19 protein-coding genes are annotated in these 19,253 nt (G+C 73.1%); 13 read left to right on the forward strand and 6 right to left on the reverse strand.

Going from position 1 to position 19,253, the window contains the following annotated elements; translation table 11 throughout:
• Positions 1–14 precede the first annotated feature (14 nt).
• The 5 genes from ACIPJI_RS14490 to ACIPJI_RS14510 all read right to left on the reverse strand — a co-directional run bounded on the left by ACIPJI_RS14490 (position 15) and on the right by ACIPJI_RS14510 (position 4,755).
• Entirely contained in the window at positions 15–1,217 is a 1,203-nt protein-coding gene (locus ACIPJI_RS14490; RefSeq protein WP_356622782.1) for a hypothetical protein, read from the reverse strand.
• Positions 1,218–1,483: 266 nt separating this feature from the next.
• On the reverse strand, positions 1,484–2,455 hold the full coding sequence (locus ACIPJI_RS14495) for an NAD-dependent epimerase/dehydratase family protein (RefSeq protein ID WP_402246465.1): 972 nt from the start codon (positions 2,453–2,455) through the stop codon (positions 1,484–1,486).
• A complete protein-coding gene (locus tag ACIPJI_RS14500; RefSeq protein ID WP_356622780.1) occupies positions 2,452–3,090 on the reverse strand; it encodes a dTDP-4-dehydrorhamnose 3,5-epimerase family protein in 639 nt (212 codons plus the stop codon). The genes ACIPJI_RS14495 and ACIPJI_RS14500 overlap by 4 nt, the downstream gene beginning before the upstream one ends.
• Positions 3,090–4,343, reverse strand: coding sequence for a class I SAM-dependent methyltransferase (locus ACIPJI_RS14505; protein WP_356622779.1), 1,254 nt, complete (start codon positions 4,341–4,343; stop codon positions 3,090–3,092). The genes ACIPJI_RS14500 and ACIPJI_RS14505 overlap by 1 nt, the downstream gene beginning before the upstream one ends.
• 118 nt (positions 4,344–4,461) lie before the next feature.
• On the reverse strand, positions 4,462–4,755 hold the full coding sequence (locus ACIPJI_RS14510) for an antibiotic biosynthesis monooxygenase family protein (protein ID WP_402246468.1): 294 nt from the start codon (positions 4,753–4,755) through the stop codon (positions 4,462–4,464).
• A gap of 229 nt (positions 4,756–4,984) precedes the next feature.
• Between ACIPJI_RS14510 and ACIPJI_RS14515 the strand changes: the two genes are divergently transcribed.
• The 5 genes from ACIPJI_RS14515 to ACIPJI_RS14535 all read left to right on the forward strand — a co-directional run bounded on the left by ACIPJI_RS14515 (position 4,985) and on the right by ACIPJI_RS14535 (position 11,575).
• Positions 4,985–5,995 carry an ATP-binding cassette domain-containing protein gene (locus ACIPJI_RS14515; RefSeq protein ID WP_402246469.1) on the forward strand — a complete coding sequence of 337 codons (1,011 nt, stop codon included), beginning with the start codon at positions 4,985–4,987 and terminating at the stop codon, positions 5,993–5,995.
• On the forward strand, positions 5,992–6,849 hold the full coding sequence (locus tag ACIPJI_RS14520; protein ID WP_307711021.1) for an ABC transporter permease: 858 nt from the start codon (positions 5,992–5,994) through the stop codon (positions 6,847–6,849). Before ACIPJI_RS14515 ends, ACIPJI_RS14520 begins: the two co-directional genes overlap by 4 nt.
• Positions 6,850–6,999: 150 nt before the next feature.
• The gene (locus ACIPJI_RS14525; protein WP_402246471.1) at positions 7,000–9,807 is read left to right on the forward strand and encodes an SNF2-related protein; all 2,808 of its coding nucleotides are present in this window, start codon (positions 7,000–7,002) and stop codon (positions 9,805–9,807) included.
• Positions 9,807–11,108 carry a hypothetical protein gene (locus tag ACIPJI_RS14530; RefSeq protein WP_402246473.1) on the forward strand — a complete coding sequence of 434 codons (1,302 nt, stop codon included), beginning with the start codon at positions 9,807–9,809 and terminating at the stop codon, positions 11,106–11,108. The genes ACIPJI_RS14525 and ACIPJI_RS14530 overlap by 1 nt, the downstream gene beginning before the upstream one ends.
• A 125-nt stretch (positions 11,109–11,233) precedes the next feature.
• Entirely contained in the window at positions 11,234–11,575 is a 342-nt protein-coding gene (locus ACIPJI_RS14535; RefSeq protein WP_402246475.1) for a VOC family protein, read from the forward strand.
• Positions 11,576–11,684: 109 nt separating this feature from the next.
• Here ACIPJI_RS14535 and ACIPJI_RS14540 read toward each other — a convergent pair whose 3' ends face one another.
• Positions 11,685–12,164 (reverse strand): DUF1877 domain-containing protein, encoded by a 480-nt coding sequence (locus tag ACIPJI_RS14540; protein WP_402246477.1) that lies wholly within the window; start codon positions 12,162–12,164, stop codon positions 11,685–11,687.
• Between the two features lie 233 nt (positions 12,165–12,397).
• Between ACIPJI_RS14540 and ACIPJI_RS14545 the strand changes: the two genes are divergently transcribed.
• The 8 genes from ACIPJI_RS14545 (at position 12,398) to ACIPJI_RS14580 (ending at position 19,138) form a co-directional block, all read left to right on the forward strand.
• Complete coding sequence (locus tag ACIPJI_RS14545; RefSeq protein ID WP_402246478.1) at positions 12,398–13,888, forward strand: AMP-binding protein; 1,491 nt, start codon at positions 12,398–12,400, stop codon at positions 13,886–13,888.
• A gap of 1 nt (position 13,889) precedes the next feature.
• Entirely contained in the window at positions 13,890–14,159 is a 270-nt protein-coding gene (locus ACIPJI_RS14550; RefSeq protein ID WP_159682351.1) for a phosphopantetheine-binding protein, read from the forward strand.
• 2 nt (positions 14,160–14,161) lie between these two features.
• Positions 14,162–15,202, forward strand: coding sequence for a hypothetical protein (locus ACIPJI_RS14555; RefSeq protein ID WP_356622768.1), 1,041 nt, complete (start codon positions 14,162–14,164; stop codon positions 15,200–15,202).
• The gene (trpA, locus tag ACIPJI_RS14560) at positions 15,195–16,079 is read left to right on the forward strand and encodes a tryptophan synthase subunit alpha (RefSeq protein ID WP_356622767.1); all 885 of its coding nucleotides are present in this window, start codon (positions 15,195–15,197) and stop codon (positions 16,077–16,079) included. The genes ACIPJI_RS14555 and trpA overlap by 8 nt, the downstream gene beginning before the upstream one ends.
• 135 nt (positions 16,080–16,214) lie before the next feature.
• Positions 16,215–16,589, forward strand: coding sequence for an ectoine synthase (locus tag ACIPJI_RS14565; RefSeq protein WP_159682348.1), 375 nt, complete (start codon positions 16,215–16,217; stop codon positions 16,587–16,589).
• A complete protein-coding gene (locus tag ACIPJI_RS14570) occupies positions 16,589–17,728 on the forward strand; it encodes an acyl-CoA dehydrogenase family protein (RefSeq protein WP_402246481.1) in 1,140 nt (379 codons plus the stop codon). Before ACIPJI_RS14565 ends, ACIPJI_RS14570 begins: the two co-directional genes overlap by 1 nt.
• 55 nt (positions 17,729–17,783) lie before the next feature.
• The gene (locus ACIPJI_RS14575) at positions 17,784–18,473 is read left to right on the forward strand and encodes a transglutaminase family protein (RefSeq protein ID WP_402246482.1); all 690 of its coding nucleotides are present in this window, start codon (positions 17,784–17,786) and stop codon (positions 18,471–18,473) included.
• A complete protein-coding gene (locus ACIPJI_RS14580) occupies positions 18,473–19,138 on the forward strand; it encodes an N-(5'-phosphoribosyl)anthranilate isomerase (protein ID WP_402246484.1) in 666 nt (221 codons plus the stop codon). Before ACIPJI_RS14575 ends, ACIPJI_RS14580 begins: the two co-directional genes overlap by 1 nt.
• Positions 19,139–19,253: the final 115 nt, after the last annotated feature.

The following is a 19,253-nucleotide window of genomic DNA, read 5'->3' on the forward strand; positions in this document are numbered from 1 at the left end:
GAGGTACCCGACCGTCAGTCCTTGTCGGCGGTCAGGCCCTCGCCCCAGTCCACCGCGGACATCTCCTCGTAGCTCATCTGCTGCCGCGGGATCCACGACGCGCTCGCACCCTCCGCGTTGACGCCCTTCTCGAAGATCGCCAGGCTCGGGTAGAAGTGCGCACCGGTCAGCGTCAGGTCCGTCTCGGACGCCGCCGTTCCCTCCGGGAGCTCACGCTCCTCGTGGTTCAGGCCGTCCAGCAGTGCTTTGAGGAAACCCATGCTCGTGGCCGGCGAGTTCAGCTCCGTCGAACTGCCGCCGTAGCCCGGCCAGTACGACGTCTGCAGATCCTCCGCCGCATACAGCCCGCCCGGCCTGACATACGGGAACAGCGCCTTGAAAGCGGCGATGAGGTCGGCGTTGCCGTGACTGGCGTCGTCGATGACGATGTCGAACGGACCCAGCTCACGACCCAGCGACTCCAGGAACTCCCCGCTCGACAGATCACCCTCCACGGTGTGGATCCGCTGCTCACGCAGCGGCGCCTTGTCGAAGACGTCGACACCGTAGATGACCGAACGGGGAAAGAAACGCTTCCACATGCGCAGCGAACCGCCGCCGGAGGCCGGATTGCCGTAGCCGCCGATCCCGAGCTCCAGGATCTTGAGCGGCCGGTCACGCAGCGGCCCGAAATGCCGGTCGTAGTGCGGCGTGTAGAAGTGCAGCCCCCACTTGTCGGAGCCGTTGCGCAGCGACAGCTCGCCGAGGTCCTCGTGCCGGCCGGTGGTGCCGCGCACCAGACGCCTGACGACCGGGAAGACGTGCATGGTGCCGCCCAGGCGCTCCACGTTCTCCAGGTCGTGCCACACGATCCGCAGCGTCTGCGCCTCCACGCCGCGCCACGGCCCCAGCACCGAGCGCAGCAGCTCGGCCAGGTCCGACTCGATCGTGGCGTGCGGCGCGTCCGCGCGGCCCGCCTCGTGCTCGGCGCTCTTGCCCACGCGCACGACGTGATGGACCGTGCCACCGTCGAAGGCGAGCGCGAGCTGGATGTCGACGCCGGCGGTGCCCGGCCCGGGGATCTCGTGCAGATCGGCCCGGTTCACCAGCTCGTCGGCGAGGATCGCCGCGGTGCGCTCGGCGCCGACCGCGCGGATCGCGGCGTCGATCTGCTCGGTGCCGCCCTCGGCGGCCAGAATCAGCTTCAGGATGTCGTCGTGTGCCCGTTGAATCGTCATCACACCGCCGAACCCTCGCGGCTCCTGCTGGAGCCCCACTGGACATGCCCTCGCGCGGCCCTGCGGCGGCTTTCCCCACCCCGGTTTTCGCGGTTCCGCCCCCTACCCGCGCGCCTCGATCGCCGGCGGGGCTCACGTTGTGTGCCTCCCACGGCCGCCACGCGTACAGGGGAGTTCGAAGGCGCCGGGCGGAGCCCGGTACGGGCCCGGGCCTGCCCGGGGTTCGAGAAGCGGGCCCCCACGGCCGCCGGGGCCGTAGGGGGACCTCACGTCGCCGCGTAGCTCGTCCGTCGCGCCGTCTCCGCCATCGCCCGCATCGACTCCGCCGGCGAACGCCGGGGCGACCACCCCAGCACCGCCCGCGCCCGTGACGCGTCCAGGCAGGTGAAGTCCGTGCCCGTCGACGCGCCCTGCGCCGCGACCTCGCCCGGCCGCAGGGCGAGCGCCGACGCGGGCAGACCGCAGGCCTCGGCGAGGGCCAGGACCAGCGTGTCGATGCCCCTGGCCGCGCCGGTGCCGATGTTGAACAGCCGCTGGTCCGTGCCGAGATGCCCGGCGAACGCCGCCCGTACGACCGCGTCCGCCGCATCCCGCACGTCGACGTAGTCACGCCGGGCGCCGGCCGCCACGGTCAGCTCGATCCGCTCGCCCGGCGAGGCCGCCGCCTCGGCGAAGCGGGCGGCCAGCGAACCGAGGAAGCTGCCCGGCGCGGGGTGCGGGCCGATCGTGTTCGCCATCCGCAGCACCACCGCATCGATCCCCGGCGCCCCCAGCACCGTCCGGGAGGCGGCCAGCTTCGCCCGCGCGTACTCGGTCACCGGCGCCGGCGGCGTCAGCTCGGTCACCGGCGTGCCCTGGGGCACCGGACCGTACTCGTGGACCGTGCCGAGCTGGACCAGACGCGGACGGCGCGCCTGCGGAAGCAGCCGCAGCGCGCCGATCAGCCGCTCCACCAACTCCACGTTGACCCGGTGCAGTTCCTCGCCCCACCCGAGCGTCGCGTTCACGACGGCGTCCACCGCCTCGGCCGCCAGGAACTCCGCCAGCTGCTCCGCCGAGCAGCCCGCGGCGTCCAGCGGCACGAACCGGTGCGCGCCGACGTGCGGGGCGTACCGGCGGGCCACGCCGACGACTTCGCTGCCACCGGCGGCGAAGGCGGCACACACGTGCCGCCCCACACAGCCGGTGGCGCCGACGACCGCGACCCGCCCGCCGCCCGGCCCGGGCCGGCCGGTCACCGGTCCGCGGCGGCCGTGGCCGCCAGGCAGTCCTCGTAGCGCGGCAGCATGCCCCTGGCCCGCGCCTCGGCCAGGCCGACCGCCTCGGTGTCGCGCTGCGAGAGCGTGAAGGACATGTCCTTCGGCCAGGGCAGGCCGAGCGCAGGGTCGAGCGGGTCGACGGCCTGCTCCAGCTCCGCCCGGTACGGGGTCGAGACCAGGTAGGACATCACCGTGTCGTCCTCCAGGGACAAGAACGCGTGCCCCACCCCCTCCGGGAGGTACACCGCGCGGAAGGACTCGGTGTCCATCTCGACGGTGTCCCACGCCCCGAACGTCGGTGAGCCGAGACGGATGTCGACGACCACGTCCATGGCCCTGCCGCGGGCGCAGTGCACGTACTTGGCCTGCCCGGGCGGGGTGGTGGTGAAGTGCACCCCGCGCATCACTCCGCGGGCCGAGCGGCTGTGATTGGTCTGCGCCACCGTGAAGGGGCGGCCCACCGCGGCGACGAACGCCTCCTCCTGGAGCGGGGACACGAACAGGCCCCGCTCGTCGCGGTGCACCCGCGGCGTGAACTCGTAGGCGCCGGCGACCGCCAGCTCCCGCACCGTGGCGGTGGACGTCGAGAAGCCGCGCGCCGTACCGGTCGTCATCACGCCCCGCCCACCACGTCGAGCACCGGCAGCGGGAAGACCAGCTTGCCGCCGTCGGCCACGTACGTGCGCTCCCGTTCCACGAATCCGTCGCGGTAGATCCACGGCAGCACCAGCAGCTGGTCGGGGCGGCGGGACCTGGCCTCCTCCTGGGAGACGATCGGGATGTACGTGCCGGGGGTGAACGCGCCGTGCTTCTCCGGGTTCACCTCGCCGATGACCGGCAGGTCCTTCTCGCTCAGGCCGCAGTACTGAAGGATCACGTTGCCCTTGGTCGACGCGCCGTACCCGAGCGTCAGCTTCCCCGCCCGCCGCGAGTCGTCGAGGAAGGCCAGCAGCTCCTCGCGGTAGCGGACCGTCCGCGCGGCGAACGCCTCGTAGGGGGCCGCCGTGTCCAGGGCGAGCGACGTCTCGTGCGCACGGACCCGGGCCACGGACGCCTCGTCCACCGCGACGGACGAGTCCTTGCGGGCCAGCACCGCGCACAGGCTGCCGCCGTACACGTCGTTCAGCTCCGCCCGTACGACCTTCAGGCCCACCCGCTCGGCCATCCACTCGATCTGGCCGAGCGCGTAGTACTCCAGGTGCTCGTGGCACACCACGTCGTACGCCGTGGCCTCCAGCATCGCCGGCATGTAGCTCTGCTCCATCAGCCAGACACCGTCGTCGGCGAGGATGTCGTGCACGTCCTGCATGAACTCCATGGGACGCGGCAGGTCGTAGAACATCGCGACCGAGGTGACGACCTTCGCGCGGCGGCTGCCGAACCGCTCGGCGAACACCTTCCGCGAGAAGTACTCGGTGATCAGCTCGGCGCCCTCGGGGTACAGGTGCCGGAACTTGCCGCCGGTCGGGTCGATTCCCACCAGCTGCGGGCGCAGCGCCGGGTCCGCCGGGTAACCGCGCAGCAGGGTCGAGTCGTTGCTGCCGATGTCGACGACGATGTCGCCGGGCCGCACCTCGACCGTCTTCAGGAGGGAGGCGACCTTGTCCTGCAGGTGCCGGATCATGAACTCGCCGAGCCCGGACCGGTAACCGTAGTGGTCTCCGTACATCAGGTCGAAGTCGGCCGTGTGCAGCAGCTGCACCAGCCCGCAGCCGTCGGGCTGCGAGCACTTGACGAGCTCCAGCGGCACCGACGCCACCGTCTCCTCCCGGTTCTTCGGGAAGACGCCGGTCAGGGCCTGGGAGCCCAGATCCAGCACGGGCAGCAGCGCACGGTTGCCGCAGATGCGGCACTCGTCGATCTTCATCTTCTGATCCTCCTGAGGGAACTGCCTTGGGCGGCGGCGCCCCATGCTGGCCGACGGCCCTCGAGGGCCGGTCGACGAACGGTCCTGACACACTCCGGGCGCGCACGACGCCCGCCTCTCAGCGGGCGACGCGCTCGAGCAGCGGCACGTACAGGTTCGGGTCGCTGCTGCTGAGCGTGCGCAGCCTGGACCGGTGCGCGGCGAACTCCGGGTGGGCCAGTGCGGCACGGAAGGACTCCTCGTCCTTCCAGTCGGCGATGTTCACGTACAGGTGCGGCTCGTCGACGTGCTGGAGCAGCCGGTGGTTCAGGAAGCCGGGCCGATCGGCGAAGAACGCCGACGTGGCGTCGAACGCCGCCTCGAACTCCTCGGTGGCGCCGGTCACGTGGAACCGGTTGATGAAAGTGATCACAGTGGGCTTCCCTTCCGTGGTCCGTGGTCCGTGGTCCGTGTCCTTGGCCCGCCACGCTCCCGCCCGCTGCTAGAGCAGCCGTCGAACCGGCCGGGCGCCGCCCGCTCCACGACCCCTTTTCGAGCCGTCCTCGACCGTCGCCCGGCCGGATCCCGAGCGGCGCTCCGGCCCCGCTCAGGGACGGTTTGGGACCCTCGGCCGGATACCCGCTACCCGTAAGGAAGCCGACGTGGATCCGACCAGCACCGCCGTCCTCGCCGAAGGACTGCGCAAGCGCTACGGCGACCGGTACGCACTCGACGGATTCGACCTGCGTGTACCCGCCGGCACCGTCCACGGGCTGCTGGGCCCCAACGGTGCGGGCAAGACCACCTCGGTCGGCATCCTGTCGACCCTGCTGAAGGCCGACGGCGGACGCGCGGAGGTGGCCGGCCACGACGTCGCCCGCCAGGCCGCCGAAGTCCGCGCGAGCATCGGCCTGGTGGGCCAGTACGCCGCCGTCGACGAAGTCCTCAGCGGACGGCAGAACCTCGTCATGTTCGGCCGCCTGCACCACCTGTCGCCGGCCGCCGCCCGCCGCCGCGCCGACGAACTCCTGGAGCACTTCCGCCTCGCCGACACCGGCAAGAAGCCGCTGAAGGAGTACTCCGGAGGCATGCGCCGCCGCCTCGACCTGGCGGCGAGCATGGTCCTCGCCCCGCCGGTGCTGTTCCTCGACGAGCCGACCACCGGCCTCGACCCGCGCAGCCGCGGCGAGGTGTGGGAGGCGGTACGCAGCCTCGTCGACACCGGCACGACCGTGCTGCTGACCACCCAGTACCTGGAGGAGGCCGACCAGCTCGCCCACGCCGTCTCCGTCATCGACTCCGGCAAGGTCATCGCCGAGGGCACACCCGACGAGCTGAAGTCCCGCATCGGCGGCGACCGGATCGACGTCGTGGTACGCCGCGCCGACCAGCTCCCCGCCGCCGCGGCGGCGCTGGAGCAGGTGTGCGCCGACCGGCCGGACACCGACCACGACACCCGCCGCATCAGCGCCCGCGTCAAGGACCGCACCAGCGCCCTCGCCGGCGTCGTCCGCGCCCTGGACGCGGCCGGCGTGGCGGCCGAGGACATCGCACTGCGCCGGCCCACCCTCGACGAGGTGTTCCTCCACCTGACCGGCACCGGCACCGGCGCGTCCGGCACCGGCGCGTCCGGCAGTACCGGTGACGGCGCCCGAGAGGCGGTGGCGGCATGAGCATCACCGCAGCCCGCCCCGTGGGCAGCGCGGCCCTCGCCCCCGTGATCGCCCGCACCCCGCTGGCCCGGCTCCGCTGGGCGGCCGCCGACGGCTGGACGGTCACCCTGCGCGGCCTGACCCACTGGGTCCGCGAACCGGGCACCCTGATCGGGTCGCTGGCCTTCCCCGTCATGATGGTGCTGATGTTCGGGTACTTCTTCGGCGGCGCCATGCAGGTGCCCGGCGGCGGGAACTACCGCGAGTTCCTCGTACCCGGCATGTTCGTCATGACGATGGTCTTCGGCATGGGCGAGACGGTCACCGCCGTCGCCGCCGACAAGAACCGCGGCGTCACCTCCCGCTTCCGCACCATGCCGATGGCCCCCTCCGCCGTGGTCGTCGGACGCGCCGTGACCGACATGCTCTCCTCCCTGCTGGCCCTGGCCGTCCTGTTCGCCACCGGCCTGGCCATCGGCTGGGACGCCCACGGAACCCTCGGCGAAACCACCCTCGCGGTCGGCCTGTTGCTGCTGCTGCGCTTCGCACTGGTGTGGGCCGGCATCTACCTCGGACTGCTGATGAAGGGCCCCGAGGGCATCACCATGGTGCAGACCCTGGAATTCCCGATCGGCTTCCTCACCAGCGCGTTCGTCGCACCCTCCACCATGCCGGGCTGGCTGGGCACGATCGCCGAGTGGAATCCGTTGTCCTCCACGGTGCTGGCGGTACGGGAACTGTTCGGCAACCCGGGATTCGGCGGCGACTCATGGATCGCGCAGCACGCGCTCCTGATGGCCGTGGTGTGGCCCGTCGTCCTGTGCGCCGTCTTCTTCCCGTTGTCGGTGCGCCGCTTCCGCAACCTGACAAGCTGATCACCGGCGCACACGAACGGCGCGACAGGGCCACGAACGACGCAGCACGAGCACGACGCGGCACAGGCAACACAGCACGAGCACGACGCAGGACGCAAGTACGAGCGAGACGCAGTACAAGAGAACAGCACGCAAGAGAGAGCGGGACGCATGGTGTGGTTGGCGCCTGAGCAGGCCGGACTGCTGGCGCGGTGCGCGGTGGTCTTCGAGGCGGGGGACCCGGCGCGCACGGGACGCCTCGTCTTCTTCGACCCGGACGGCTCCCCGCTGCCGGACACGGCGGCGGGCGAGGCGGGCAAGGCCTCCCTCGTCGTGCCGCACGACGGCGGCGTCGCACTGCGGACACTCCCGGTGCTGCGACTGCCCCTCGCCCAGGCGCTGCCGGCCCTGATCGAGGCCCGCCGCTCCTACGGCCGGGACGGCGCCACCGTGCATCCGGCCGCCGCGTTCTGGGGGGCCGCCGCCGCCCTCGGGCTGCATCTCGCAGCCCGGGAGCGGCTGCTGCCCGGCGTCTCCGCCGGCGGCTACGACACCTGGCGGGCCGGACCGCTCGACCTCGAGGACGTCGTACGGCTGCGGGAGCTCGCCCAGGCCGCCCCCGGCGAAGCGGTCGCCGCACCCGGCAGCGACGTACAGGCGCTGCTGCGCGCCTTCCTCGACGCCGTCGCCGACACACTGCCGCGCACCGCCGCCGCCCCGGCCGCCACCGGACGGGCCGCGTTCTCGGCCACCGAACCCCAGCACGTGCCCCAACTGCGCGCCTGGGCCGAGGAGATCTCCGCCGGACTCGACTCCGGCGTGCGGGTGTCCCTCCACGTCCACCTCGCCGACACCCCCGACGGCCCGCCCGCCCTGCACCTCGTCCCGCGCGCCCACAGCCTCGCCGACCCCACCCTCGCGCTCGACGCGGGCGAACTGTTCGCCAGCGCCGACCACGCGCTCGGCCCCCGCGCACAGGCCGACACGATCCTCGCGGTGCGCCGCGCGGCCGGCGTGTGGGAGCCGCTGGAGCGGCTGCTGCCCGTACCGTCCGCCCTGGTCCTGACCGACCGGGAGACCACAGAACTGATCGGCACCGGCGCGGCCCGTCTGCGCGCCCACGGCATCGACGTCCACTGGCCCGAAGGCGCCGCCCGTTCCCTGACCGCCCGCGCCGTCGTCGGCGCCGGCCGTGTCCCGCCCGCCGACCTGCGCTCCTTCCTCGGCGGCGACAACGCCGTCGACCTGCGCTGGCAGCTCGCCCTCGACGGCGAACCCCTCACCGAGGAGGAGACGGCCCACGTCGCCGACGAGGGCCGCCCCCTCGTCCGGCTCCGCGGCCGCTGGACCCTGGTGGGCGCCGACCTCGCCCGCAAGGCCCGCGAACGCGACCTCGGACCGCTGACCGCCATCGAGGCCCTCGCCGTCGCCCTCACCGGCCACACCCGCATCGGCACCGAACAGGTCCCCGTCGCCCCCAGCGACTGGCTGCTGGCCCTGCGCGCCCGCCTCGCCGACCCCGACGGCGGCACCGAACCCCTGCGACAGCCCGACGCGCTGGCCGCGACCCTGCGCGACTACCAGCTGCGCGGCCTGCGCTGGCTCGACCGCATGACCTCCCTCGGCCTCGGCGGCTGCCTCGCCGACGACATGGGCCTGGGCAAGACGATCCAGCTCATCGCCCTGCACCTGCTGCGCCAGGAACACGACGACACCCGCGGCCCCACCCTCGTCGTCTGCCCCGCCTCCCTGCTCGGCAACTGGCAGCGCGAGATCGGCAGATTCGCCCCCGGCACCCCGGTACGCCGCTTCCACGGCGCCGGCCGCAGCCTCCAGGGCGCCGACGACGGCTTCGTCCTGACCACCTACGGCACCATGCGCCTGGACGCCGAACGGCTCGGCGAGCACCGCTGGAGCATGCTCGTCGCCGACGAGGCCCAGCACGTCAAGAACCCGCTCTCCGGCACCGCCAAGGCCCTGCGCCTGATCCCCGCCGACGCGAAGATCGCCCTCACCGGCACCCCCGTCGAGAACAGCCTCTCCGAACTGTGGGCCGTCCTGGACTGGACCACCCCCGGACTGCTGGGAACCCACGGCCACTTCCGCCGCCGCTGGATCGCCCCGATCGACGCCGAACGCGCCGACGCCACCGGCGAGCAGCCCACCGCCCGCCGACTGGCCGGACTCGTCCGGCCGTTCCTGCTGCGCCGTCGCAAGTCCGACCCCGGCATCGCACCCGAACTGCCGCCCAAGACCGAGACCGACCGGCCCGTCGCCCTCACCGCCGAACAGTCCGCGCTCTACCGGGGGCACGCGCAGGACGTCATGGACCGCATCCGTGCCAGCCAGGGCATCGCCCGCAGCGGCCTGGTCCTCAAACTCCTCACCGGCCTCAAACAGATCTGCAACCACCCCGCGCACTTCCTCAAGCAGGACGACACCCCCCTGTCCGGCCGCTCCGGGAAACTCGAACTCCTCGACGAACTCCTCGACACCATCACCGCGGAGGGCGGCGCGGCCCTGGTGTTCACCCAGTACGTCGCCATGGCCAAGCTCCTCGAACGGCACCTGCGCGAACGCGGCATCGGGGCCCAGCTGCTGCACGGCGGCACCCCCGTACCCCGCCGGGAGGAACTCGTCCAGCGCTTCCAGGACGGCGAGGTCCCCGTCTTCCTGCTGTCGTTGAAAGCCGCCGGCACCGGACTCAACCTCACCCGTGCCGACCACGTCGTCCACTACGACCGCTGGTGGAACCCGGCCGTGGAGGCCCAGGCCACCGACCGCGCCTACCGCATCGGCCAGACCAGGTCCGTCCAGGTGCACAAGATGATCGCCGAAGGCACCATCGAGGACCGCATCGCCGCCCTGCTCGAGTCCAAGAAGGACCTCGCCGACGCCGTCCTCGGCTCCGGCGAAGGAGCCCTGACGGAACTGACCAACGACGAGCTGGCCAACCTGGTCGAACTGAGGAGCGTCTGATGAGCGAGCACGAGGCGAGCGGCGCCCGCGGTTTCGCCGCCTTCCCCGCCCGCAAGGGCGGCCGCACCCGCGGCCAGTCCCCGTGGGCAGGCCGGTGGACCGAGGCCCTGGAGGACACCTGGCCGGAGGAGGAACCCCTGAAGAAGGGCCGCGCCTTCTCCCGCACCGGACGCATCGGCCCCATCACCGTCAGCCCCGGCCGCATCGCCGCCGAGGTCCACGCCGGCGAGGCCGCCCACGCCACCACCCTCACTGTCACGGCATGGGACGACGACGACTGGGACCTGCTGTGGGAGAGGGCAGCCGACCGCCCCGACACGACGGAGGCCCTGCTCGCCGGCGACCTGCCCCAAGACCTCCTCGAAGCGGCCGAGGACGCCCGCCTCGGACTGCTGCCCGGATACGGCGACCTGGACGCGGACTGCGACTGCGACGCGCTCGACCACCCCTGCCCGCATGCCACGGCGCTCGGCTACCAGTTCTCCTGGCTCCTCGACACCGACCCCTGGCTGCTCCTCCTGGTCCGCGGCCGGGACACCCACGAGGCGCTCGACGAGCTGAAGTCGGTCCTGATGCTGCGGGCGCTGACCGCCACCGACGAGGACGAGGACGACGAGGACGAGGACGACGGCGGGGGAGAGGAGTCCGAGCAGGAGGACCGGCAGCCGCAGGAGGCCTACGAGAGCAACCGCGAGGCCTACGCCCGCCCCGCCACCGCGCTGCCCGCCCTGCCGCCGCTGCCCGAGCCGCTGCCGTCCGCGGCCGAACCGGTCACCGGCATCGAGGCCGACCCGCTGGAGCGCCTCGTCGCCGACGCCGCCGTCCGGGCACGTGAACTGCTCGCCCACATCGCCGGGTTCGGCGAGACACCGCCCGCCCCGCCGCTCGACGAGTGGCACGACACGGTCCGTATCGCCGCCACCCACCCCGACCCGCGGGTCCCCGCGCGGCTGCGCGAGGCCTGCGGCCGCCCCGACGACCTCGACCGGGCCGCCGAGGCCTGGCGCACCGGCGGGAAGGCCGGCCTGGAGGTCCTCGAACAGTCCTGGACCCCCTCCGAACAGGAGACGGCCCGCGCCCGCACCGCCCTCGCCGCGGGCTGGGACGACGACCTGCCGCCCCTCGACGTCGACGGCAACCACTGGACCCTCACCGGCCGCGGCCTCCAGCTCCGCCAGGGCCGCGACGCCCGCTGGTACCCCTACCGCGACCGCTCCGGCACCTGGTGGCCCGCCGGCCCCCCGGACACGGACCCGGCCGTCGCCCTCAGCGAACTCCTCGACACCCGGCAGGAGGCGTAGCGGCGGCGACGGTGACGGTGACGCCGTCGCGGTGTCCTGGACGACACCGCGACGGCCCGCCGGCGGGTCGCTGCCGATCGCCCGGCTGAACGACCGGCGCTGAACGAGCGCCCTAGCATGGCGGCATGGCCTTGGACCTCTTCGCAGGCATCCCCGTCAGCGACTACCGGGCGGCCCTGCTCTGGTACGAACGGCTGCTCGGCTCCCCTCCCACGTTCGTCGCGAGCGACACGGAGGCCGTGTGGGAACTGGCGGAACACCGGTCGCTGTTCATCGAGCAGCGACCCGAGCACGCCGGCCACGCCCTGCACACCGTCTTCGTGGACGACCTCGACGCCTTCGTCTCCCAGGCATCCGCCCGGGGACTCGAGCCCACGAAACGGGAGACCTACCCGAACGGCGTGCGCAAAGCCATGTATCGCGATCCCGACGGAAACGAACTCGACTTCGGCGGCGCCCCGCTCTGACCCCACCCCGAACGCGTGCCCCTGCCGCCGCGCGGGCGGGCAGCGGCTACCGCTGAGGGCAGCATCCGACTACCGCGCACCCGTGACCGCGAGGACATCGAGACGTGGCTCAGTCCCACCACAGGACGACGAACAGCCCCCGCTGCGCAGCTCCCGTGTAGAAGGTCCGCAAAGCGGTGAAACGGTCCGTCAGCCAGGAGACCGGGTCCCCGCTGAAGCCGGCTCCCGCAAGGCTGCGCCGGCGCTCCGCAGGGACGGCGGCCAGGACACGGTCCCAGTCGAGTGCGTTCAGTCCGGCGGCTACGTGGGCGACGGCCCGGGGCGCGAGAGCTGTCGGCGGTGGTCCGAAGCTTCCGGTCGCTTCCGCATGGTGCAGCACCGAGACGTCGACGTCGCGCTCACCCTCCAGCGCCCGTTTCACAGCGATGAGTTGCCGGGGGCCGACCGCCGCGAGTTCACAGGCGCCGACGATGAACCGCGGTGACCAGTCGAGGTCGATCCGGTCGTCGGTCGGCGGATCCCAATCCGGGTCGGCGCCCGGGACGGCCGCCGCTGAGGCACGGCAGCGAGCGAGGTAAGCCCCACTCACCCTTGCAAGTTGTTGTGTCACGGCCACGCGCACAGTATCCCGGGGCGGCGCAGGGCCGGTTCACCTGCTCGACGCGGCAGGCCCGTTGTCTCGTCCGCGGTCGCGAGGGATCCGGTGATGCGCACGCCGTGCACCTCTCATGTCTCACGGCTCCGGCGATCCTCCAGCGCGCGAAACCACCATCGAGGCCGACAGGTTTTCGCCAGTGCGAGGAGCGGAAGGGGGCGCGGCCCATGGGCGGCGGCACACTCGTCGAGGAAATCGGGGCGCATGCGCGCCGTGCGCCGCAGGAGACGGCGCTCGTGTGGCACGGCGAGGAGGTCAGCTACGGCGATCTGTGGCGGCGCGCCGAGCGGGCCAGGGCCCATGTCGCGGACACGCCCGGCCGGGGCCCCGTCGGTGTTCCGGCCGTCAAGTCGCCCGGCACGATCGCGCTGGCCCTCGCCTGCATGCTGGAGCGCCGTCCGGTGCTGCTGCCGTCGGCGACGCTCGGCAAGGACGTGACGGAGCAGCTGTACGAGGAGGCCGGCGCCGTCCCCCTGCCCGAGCGGCCGGACGACGACGGGCCGGACGACGACACGCCGTACGGCGACCTTTCAGCCACGCACGACACGCCCGCCGATCCCGAGGCACCCGCGCTGCTGCTGACGACCTCCGGGTCGACCGGGCTGCCCAAGATCGTGCCCGTCGCCGGCGGCGCCGTCGACCGTTTCACCGCCTGGGCCGCCGGCGCTTTCGGTATCGGACCGGGGACGAACGTCCTCAACTACGCGCCGCTCAACTTCGACCTGTGCCTGCTCGACGTGTGGACCACCCTCGCGTACGGCGGCCGCGTCGTCCTCGTCGACCCCGACCAGGCCATGAGCGGCCGCCACCTGCTGGAGACGATGGAGCGCCACGACGTCCACGTCGTCCAGGCCGTGCCCATGTTCCACCGCCTGGTCACCGACGCCGCCCGCGAACACGGCACCACCGCCCTGCCCTGCGTACGGCACGCGATGACCACCGGCGACGCCCTGCCCGGCCCGGTCCTGGCCGAGTTGCCGCGCCTGTTCCCGAACGCGCGGCTGCACAACATCTACGGCTGCACCGAGACCAACGACAGCTTTGTGCACGAGGTGACCGGCGAGCAGGCCGCGGCCGGCGCGACCCTGCCGCTGGGCCGCCCGCTGCCCGGCGCCGGCGCCCTCGTCGTCACCAACGACGGCACCGTCCTCCAGGGGCCCGGCAGCGGCGAGCTGTGGGTCACCACACCGTTCCAGACCAGCGGCTACCTCGGCGCGGCCGCCGCCCGGCCCGTGTTCGTGCCGCACCCCACCGGCGCCGACGACCGGCGCTGGTACCGCACCGGCGACCTGGTGCACCGCGGCGCCGACGGCGCCCTGACCCTCGCCGGCCGCACCGACTTCCAGGTCAAGGTCCGCGGCGTGCGCATCAACGTCCAGGAGGTCGAGCACGTGCTGCTCGCCCACCCCGAGGTCACCGAGGCCGCCGTCCTGGCCCTGCCCGACGAGGTGGCCGGCCGGCTGCTGCACGCCGTGGCCCGCCGCACCCCGGGCAGCACCCTCAACAGCCTGACCCTGCGCGGCCATCTGGCACGCGGTCTGCCGAGGGCCGCGGTCCCCTCGGTCCTGCGCTTCACCGACGAGCCGCTGCCCCGGACCTCCACCGGCAAGGTCGACCGCGACCGTGTCGTGAAGGACCACTTCACCAAGGAGAACTGACATGCCCCACGCCCAGGCCCAGGCCATCAAGGAGTTCATCGTCGAGGAGTTCCTGCCCGACATGCCCGCGCGGGACCTGGCCGACCACGACGACCTTCTGGAGGGCGGCGTCATCGACAGCCTCGGCCTGCTCAAGGTGATCGCCTGGCTGGAGGACCGGTACGACATCAACACCGACGAGGTGGACCTGGACCCCGAGTCCTTCAAGTCGGTGGCGGCCATCGAGGCGTTCATCGCCGACGCCTCCCGCACCCGGGCGGAGGCCGCCTAACCATGCACGACGCCGTCGCCGCCCTGATCGCCCAGGACCGGCCCGTCGACCTTCCCCAGTGGCGCTCGTTCTGGGACAGCCTGCACGACGGCGCGCTGCGGCGGGGCGAGAGCGTGGCCCTGCTCGCGTCCCTGTCCACGCAGATGCCGGGCCGCGCCACCCTGACCGCGCTGCTCGACTCGCTCGCCGAACGCCGTCCGGAACAGGGAGCCGGGCGCCCGGTGTTCGAGGGCGCCGTCAACATCGTCGGCACCGGCGGAGGCCCGCGCACCCTCAACATCTCCACCGCGGCCGCGCTGACCGCCGCCGCGATGGGCACCCGCGTCGTCAAGACCGGCTCCCGCGCCTACACCTCCGCCCTCGGCTCCCTCGACCTGCTCGAACGCCTGGGCATCGAGACGGCCTCCTCCTACGAGCAGACCCACGAGATGCTCGAGCGGTGCGGCATCGCGTTCGCCGGCATGTTCGTCTACCCCGCCGAACTGGGCCTGCTCGCACGCGGCGTGCTGCCGCTCGACGTCCGCCGGCTGGGCCGCTTCGTCAACGCGCTGGGACCGTTCCTCGCCGACATGCCGGTCGACGCCCAGCTCACCGGCGTCTCCGACCCGCGGCTCGTTGCCGGGCTGCGGCACGCCGCCGAGCACACTGCCCGCCGCACCGGCGGCTCCGTGTGGCTGGCCACCAACGACACGGGCGCCGACGAACTGGTCGGCTTCGCCCCCAACCTGGTGCGCACCTACGAAGGCGGCGGTGAGGACGAGTTCGTCCTCGACCCCGCCGCGCTGGGCCTCGGCCCCGGCGCCCTGGAGGACCTGCGGCCCGGCGAGGACCCCGTCCGCGACGTCCTGGACCTGCTCGCCGGCCGCGGCCGTCCGGCGGCCGAGGACGCGGTCTGCCTCAACGCGGCGGCCCTCGCCGTCGCCGGCCGTCTCACCGGCGACTGGCACCAGGCCCTGCGCGGCGCCCGCGCGGTCCTGAACGACGGCTCGGCCCTCGCCCTGGTCGACCGGCTGCGACGCGCCACGGAGGTGGCCCATGTCTGACCCCCGCCCCGCACCTGCCAACGGCCCCGCGCCCGGCAACGGCCCCGCGTCCGCCGCCGCTACCGCAGCCGGCCCCGCGTCCGGGCCGGGCGGGTTCTTCACCCGTACCGCACCCGGCCGGCCCGGCCTGGCGCTGTTCCTCAACGCGGGCGACCCGCCGCTGGACCGGCTGCCCGACCTTGCCGCCCTCCTCGACGAGAGCGACATCGACTGCCTCGAACTGGCCGTCCCCTTCCCCGGATCCGTCACTGACGGGCCCGTCATCCGCCGCTCCGCCGACCGTGCCCTGGCCCACGGCACGGACCTCGCCGCCGTCCTCGCCGCCGTCGCCCGCGTCCGGCCCGGCCTGAAGAGACTGCGCATCGCGCTGCTCGCCGACTTCAGCCACACCGTCAAGGGCACCGCCCCCGGCGACTTCGCCGCCGCCGTGCGCGACGCCGGCTGCGACGGACTGCTGCTGCACGGCGTCCCGCCCAGGCTGCGCGCCGCCCACTACGAGGCCGCCCACGACGCCGGCCTGCCGCTGGTCACCACCTGCTACGCGGTCTCCCGGCCCGACGCGGTCGCCGAGGCGGCGGCGCAGGCCACCGCCTACCTCTACCTGGTCGCGCACTACGGCCGCAGCGGCACCGCCGCGGCCCTCGACCACGACCGGCTGGCCCGCTCCATCGCCGCCCTGCGCGCCACCGCCACCGCGCCCGTCGCGGTCGGCTTCGGCGTCAGGACCCGCGCCGACACCCTGCTCCTGCAGGACCTCGGCGCGGACGCCGCCGTCGTCGGCAGCGTCGGCGTCGCCCGTATCGAACAGGCCCTGACCGAAGGCCGCGACCCCGTCGAGGAGTTCGGCTCCTTCGTGAGGGAACTACGCGGGCCGTGAGGGAACTGCGCGGCCGTGAGGGAACTGCGCGGCCGTGAGGGACCGCGCGGGCCAAGAGGCGCTGCCCGGGCCGTCAGCGCCCCCGGCGGCCCACCGTGTGAAGAGCGGAACCACCCGTACGAAAGGAGACCCCGCATGATCGTCCGCAAGCTCGAAGAGGTCACCTGCGTCGACTGGGGCAACGGCCTCAGCCGCAGATTCCTCACCCAGGCCGACGGCGTCGGCTACACCGTCACCGACACCATCGTCCGCGCGGGCACCACGTCCCGTCTGGAGTACCGCAACCACCTCGAGAGCTGCTACTGCATCGAGGGCAGCGGCGAGGTGATCGACAGCGACGGCGTCTCGCACCCCATCACCCCCGGCACCCTGTACGCGCTGGACCGGCACGACGCCCACTGGCTGGTGGCGAGCCCGCACGAGGACCTGCGCCTGGTGTGCATGTTCACCCCCGCGCTGCGCGGCGACGAGAGCCACAACCTCGACTCGCCCGAATTCTCCCACTACTGATGGCCGACTTCACGAAGGACCAGCAGGCCCTGCGCGACGGCCTGGCGCCCGTGCTCGAAAAGCTCGACGAAGGGCACATCGAGCGCGACGCGGCCGCCGAATTCCCCCGGGAGGCATGGCGGCGACTGGCCGGCACCGGAATCCTCGGACTGCCCTTCGACGAGCGCTACGGCGGCCTCGGCCAGTCACTGACCACCACCATGTACGTCCTGGAGGGCCTGGGGGAGGGCTGCCGTGACGCCGGACTGAACTTCTCCGCCTGCACCCACCTGGTCTCCGTCGGCGTACCGCTGCACCGCTTCGGCTCCGACGCCCTCAAGGAGCGCCACCTGCCCGGGATCTGCACCGGCGAGCTGATCGGCGCCCACGCGATCAGCGAACCCGACAGCGGCTCCGACGCGCTGGCGATGCGCACCCGGGCGGTACGCGACGGCGACGCCTACGTCCTGAACGGCAGCAAGTCGTTCGTCAGCAACGGGCCGGTCGCCGACGTGTTCACCGTCTACGCCCGCACCAGCGACCGCCCCGGGCCGCTGAGCATCACCGCGTTCCTCGTCGACCGCGACACCCCTGGCCTGACGCTGGGCCGGCCACTGGCCAAGATGGGCCTGCGCACCTCCCCGCTGTGCGAGCTGTACTTCGACGACTGCCGCGTCCCGGCCGACCGCGTGATCGGCCGGCCCGGCGGCGGGTTCCTCGTCCTGGACCATGTGATGCGCTGGGAGATCCTGTGCTCCTTCGTCATCAACGCCGGCGAGATGCAGCGCCGGGTCGACGCCTGCGTCCGCTACGCGCAGACCCGCAGCCAGTTCGGGCAGCCCATCGGCTCCTACCAGGCCGTCTCCCACAAAATCGTCGACATGGCCACCGGCGTGGAGACCTCCCGCCGCTGGCTGTACGAGACCGCGCGCAGGATGACCGCCGGCGACAACGTCACCCGCGACATCGCCATGGCCAAACTCGTCACCAGCGAGGCCAACGTCGCCTCCGCCCTGGCCGCCGTGCAGATCTTCGGCGGAAACGGCTACATGGCCGAGTACGGCATCGAGAGCCAGCTGCGCAACGCGGTCGCCGGAACGATCTACTCCGGCACCTCGGAGACCCAGCGCAACCGCATCGCCGCACTCCTGGGCCTTTGAACCTCACCGACGGGCCACTGAACCCCACCGACAACGAAGCGGATCCCCATCTGCCATGACGACCCGACTGAGCACCGGCGCCCTCGAGGCCACCGAGTTCCTCGACCACGAGACCGAGCAGGTACGCGCCTTCGTGGCCGACGCCGTGGCGCCCGGCGCCACCACCCCCACCGAGCAGGCCGTCGCCCTCTACTACGCGGTCCGTGACACGATCCGCTACGAGGTCTACGGCGCCGACCTGACCCGCGAAGGCCTGCGCGCCAGCACCGTCGCGGCCGGCCGCTCCGGCATGTGCCTGCACAAGTCGGTCCTCTACGCGGCCGGCCTGCGCTCGCTCGGCATCCCCGCCCGCCTCGTCCTGACCGACGTGCGCAACCACCTCGCCTCCGAGAAACTGGTGAGCCTGCTCGGCGGCGACGTGTTCCACCAGCACTGCCTGACCTCGGTACGCCTCGAAGGCCAATGGGTGCGCGCCACACCGGTGTTCAACAAGAACCTGTGCCGGCTGTACCGGATGGCGCCCCTCGACTTCGACGGCACCGCCGACAGCCTGCACCACCCCTTCGACCTGAAGGGCCGCCGCCAGATGGAGTTCCTGCGCTTCCACGGCGAGTTCGACGACCTGCCCTACGAGGCCGTCCTGGCCGACCTGCGGGCCGCGCACCCCGGCCTGTTCGGCGCCGGCGCCGACCGCTTCACGGCCGGCTCCCTGGAGCACGACGCCGGCCGGACGGCGGCCGCCTGATGCTGGTCAAGATCTGCGGCGCCACCACCACGGCCGAGGTCGACGCCGTCGCCGCCTCCGGCGCCGACCTGATCGGCCTGTGGCACCACGTGCCGGGCGGCCACGCCGACCTGACGCTCGAGCAGCTCACCGTGCTCTCCGCCCGGGCCCGCGGCGCGGGCCTGGCGCCCGTCCTGGTCACCTTCTCCGCCGACACCGGCGCACTGTCGACGGCCGTGCGGGCGGCCGGGGCCGGCTGGGTCCAGCTGCACGGCTTCCAGCCCCCCGGCGTGCTGCGCGCCCTGCGCGCCCAGTGCCCCGACGGCCTGAAGATCGCCAAAGTGCTGCACGTACGCGACGACACCTGCCTGGAGGGCCGGCTCACCGGCGCCTACGAGCGGGCCGGCGCCGACTGCTTCCTGTTCGACGCCGTCACGGGCGACGGCCGGATCGGCTCCACCGCCCAGCGCCTGGACGACACCACGGTCACGAAGCTGGCCGACGCCACGACCCTGCCGTTCCTCCTCGCCGGCGGCCTCGGCCCCGCCAACCACGGCGACTTCCCCGCCACCCGGGCCCACCCCCGCTTCCTCGGCATCGACGTCGACTCCGCCGCCCGCGGCGACGACGGCCTCCTGAACGCGTCCCGCGCGCAGGCCGTCACCCGCGCCTGGCGCGCCCCCTGACCCCCGCACACGCATACGACGGCGGCCGGCCCCCCCGGGGGCCCGCCCCCCCCGGGTGCACCGGGCGGCCGGGACCCCCGCCGCGCGGCGCGGGGCCGCCGCCGCGGGGCGGTGG

The sequence above is a fragment of the Streptomyces sp. NPDC086835 genome, from assembly GCF_044745705.1.
Lineage (GTDB): Bacteria > Actinomycetota > Actinomycetes > Streptomycetales > Streptomycetaceae > Streptomyces.

What these genes read in the sequence shown, in the direction of transcription:
- ACIPJI_RS14500 (WP_356622780.1), bottom strand. Translation starts at nt 3,090, where the DNA reads ATGACGACCGGTACGGCGCGCGGCTTCTCGACGTCCACCGCCACGGTG.
- ACIPJI_RS14520 (WP_307711021.1), top strand. Translation starts at nt 5,992, where the DNA reads ATGAGCATCACCGCAGCCCGCCCCGTGGGCAGCGCGGCCCTCGCCCCC.
- ACIPJI_RS14535 (WP_402246475.1), top strand. Translation starts at nt 11,234, where the DNA reads ATGGCCTTGGACCTCTTCGCAGGCATCCCCGTCAGCGACTACCGGGCG.
- ACIPJI_RS14545 (WP_402246478.1), top strand. Translation starts at nt 12,398, where the DNA reads ATGGGCGGCGGCACACTCGTCGAGGAAATCGGGGCGCATGCGCGCCGT.
- ACIPJI_RS14580 (WP_402246484.1), top strand. Translation starts at nt 18,473, where the DNA reads ATGCTGGTCAAGATCTGCGGCGCCACCACCACGGCCGAGGTCGACGCC.
- ACIPJI_RS14565 (WP_159682348.1), top strand. Translation starts at nt 16,215, where the DNA reads ATGATCGTCCGCAAGCTCGAAGAGGTCACCTGCGTCGACTGGGGCAAC.
- ACIPJI_RS14570 (WP_402246481.1), top strand. Translation starts at nt 16,589, where the DNA reads ATGGCCGACTTCACGAAGGACCAGCAGGCCCTGCGCGACGGCCTGGCG.
- ACIPJI_RS14525 (WP_402246471.1), top strand. Translation starts at nt 7,000, where the DNA reads ATGGTGTGGTTGGCGCCTGAGCAGGCCGGACTGCTGGCGCGGTGCGCG.
- ACIPJI_RS14490 (WP_356622782.1), bottom strand. Translation starts at nt 1,217, where the DNA reads ATGACGATTCAACGGGCACACGACGACATCCTGAAGCTGATTCTGGCC.
- ACIPJI_RS14555 (WP_356622768.1), top strand. Translation starts at nt 14,162, where the DNA reads ATGCACGACGCCGTCGCCGCCCTGATCGCCCAGGACCGGCCCGTCGAC.
- trpA (WP_356622767.1), top strand. Translation starts at nt 15,195, where the DNA reads ATGTCTGACCCCCGCCCCGCACCTGCCAACGGCCCCGCGCCCGGCAAC.
- ACIPJI_RS14505 (WP_356622779.1), bottom strand. Translation starts at nt 4,343, where the DNA reads ATGAAGATCGACGAGTGCCGCATCTGCGGCAACCGTGCGCTGCTGCCC.
- ACIPJI_RS14550 (WP_159682351.1), top strand. Translation starts at nt 13,890, where the DNA reads ATGCCCCACGCCCAGGCCCAGGCCATCAAGGAGTTCATCGTCGAGGAG.
- ACIPJI_RS14530 (WP_402246473.1), top strand. Translation starts at nt 9,807, where the DNA reads ATGAGCGAGCACGAGGCGAGCGGCGCCCGCGGTTTCGCCGCCTTCCCC.
- ACIPJI_RS14575 (WP_402246482.1), top strand. Translation starts at nt 17,784, where the DNA reads ATGACGACCCGACTGAGCACCGGCGCCCTCGAGGCCACCGAGTTCCTC.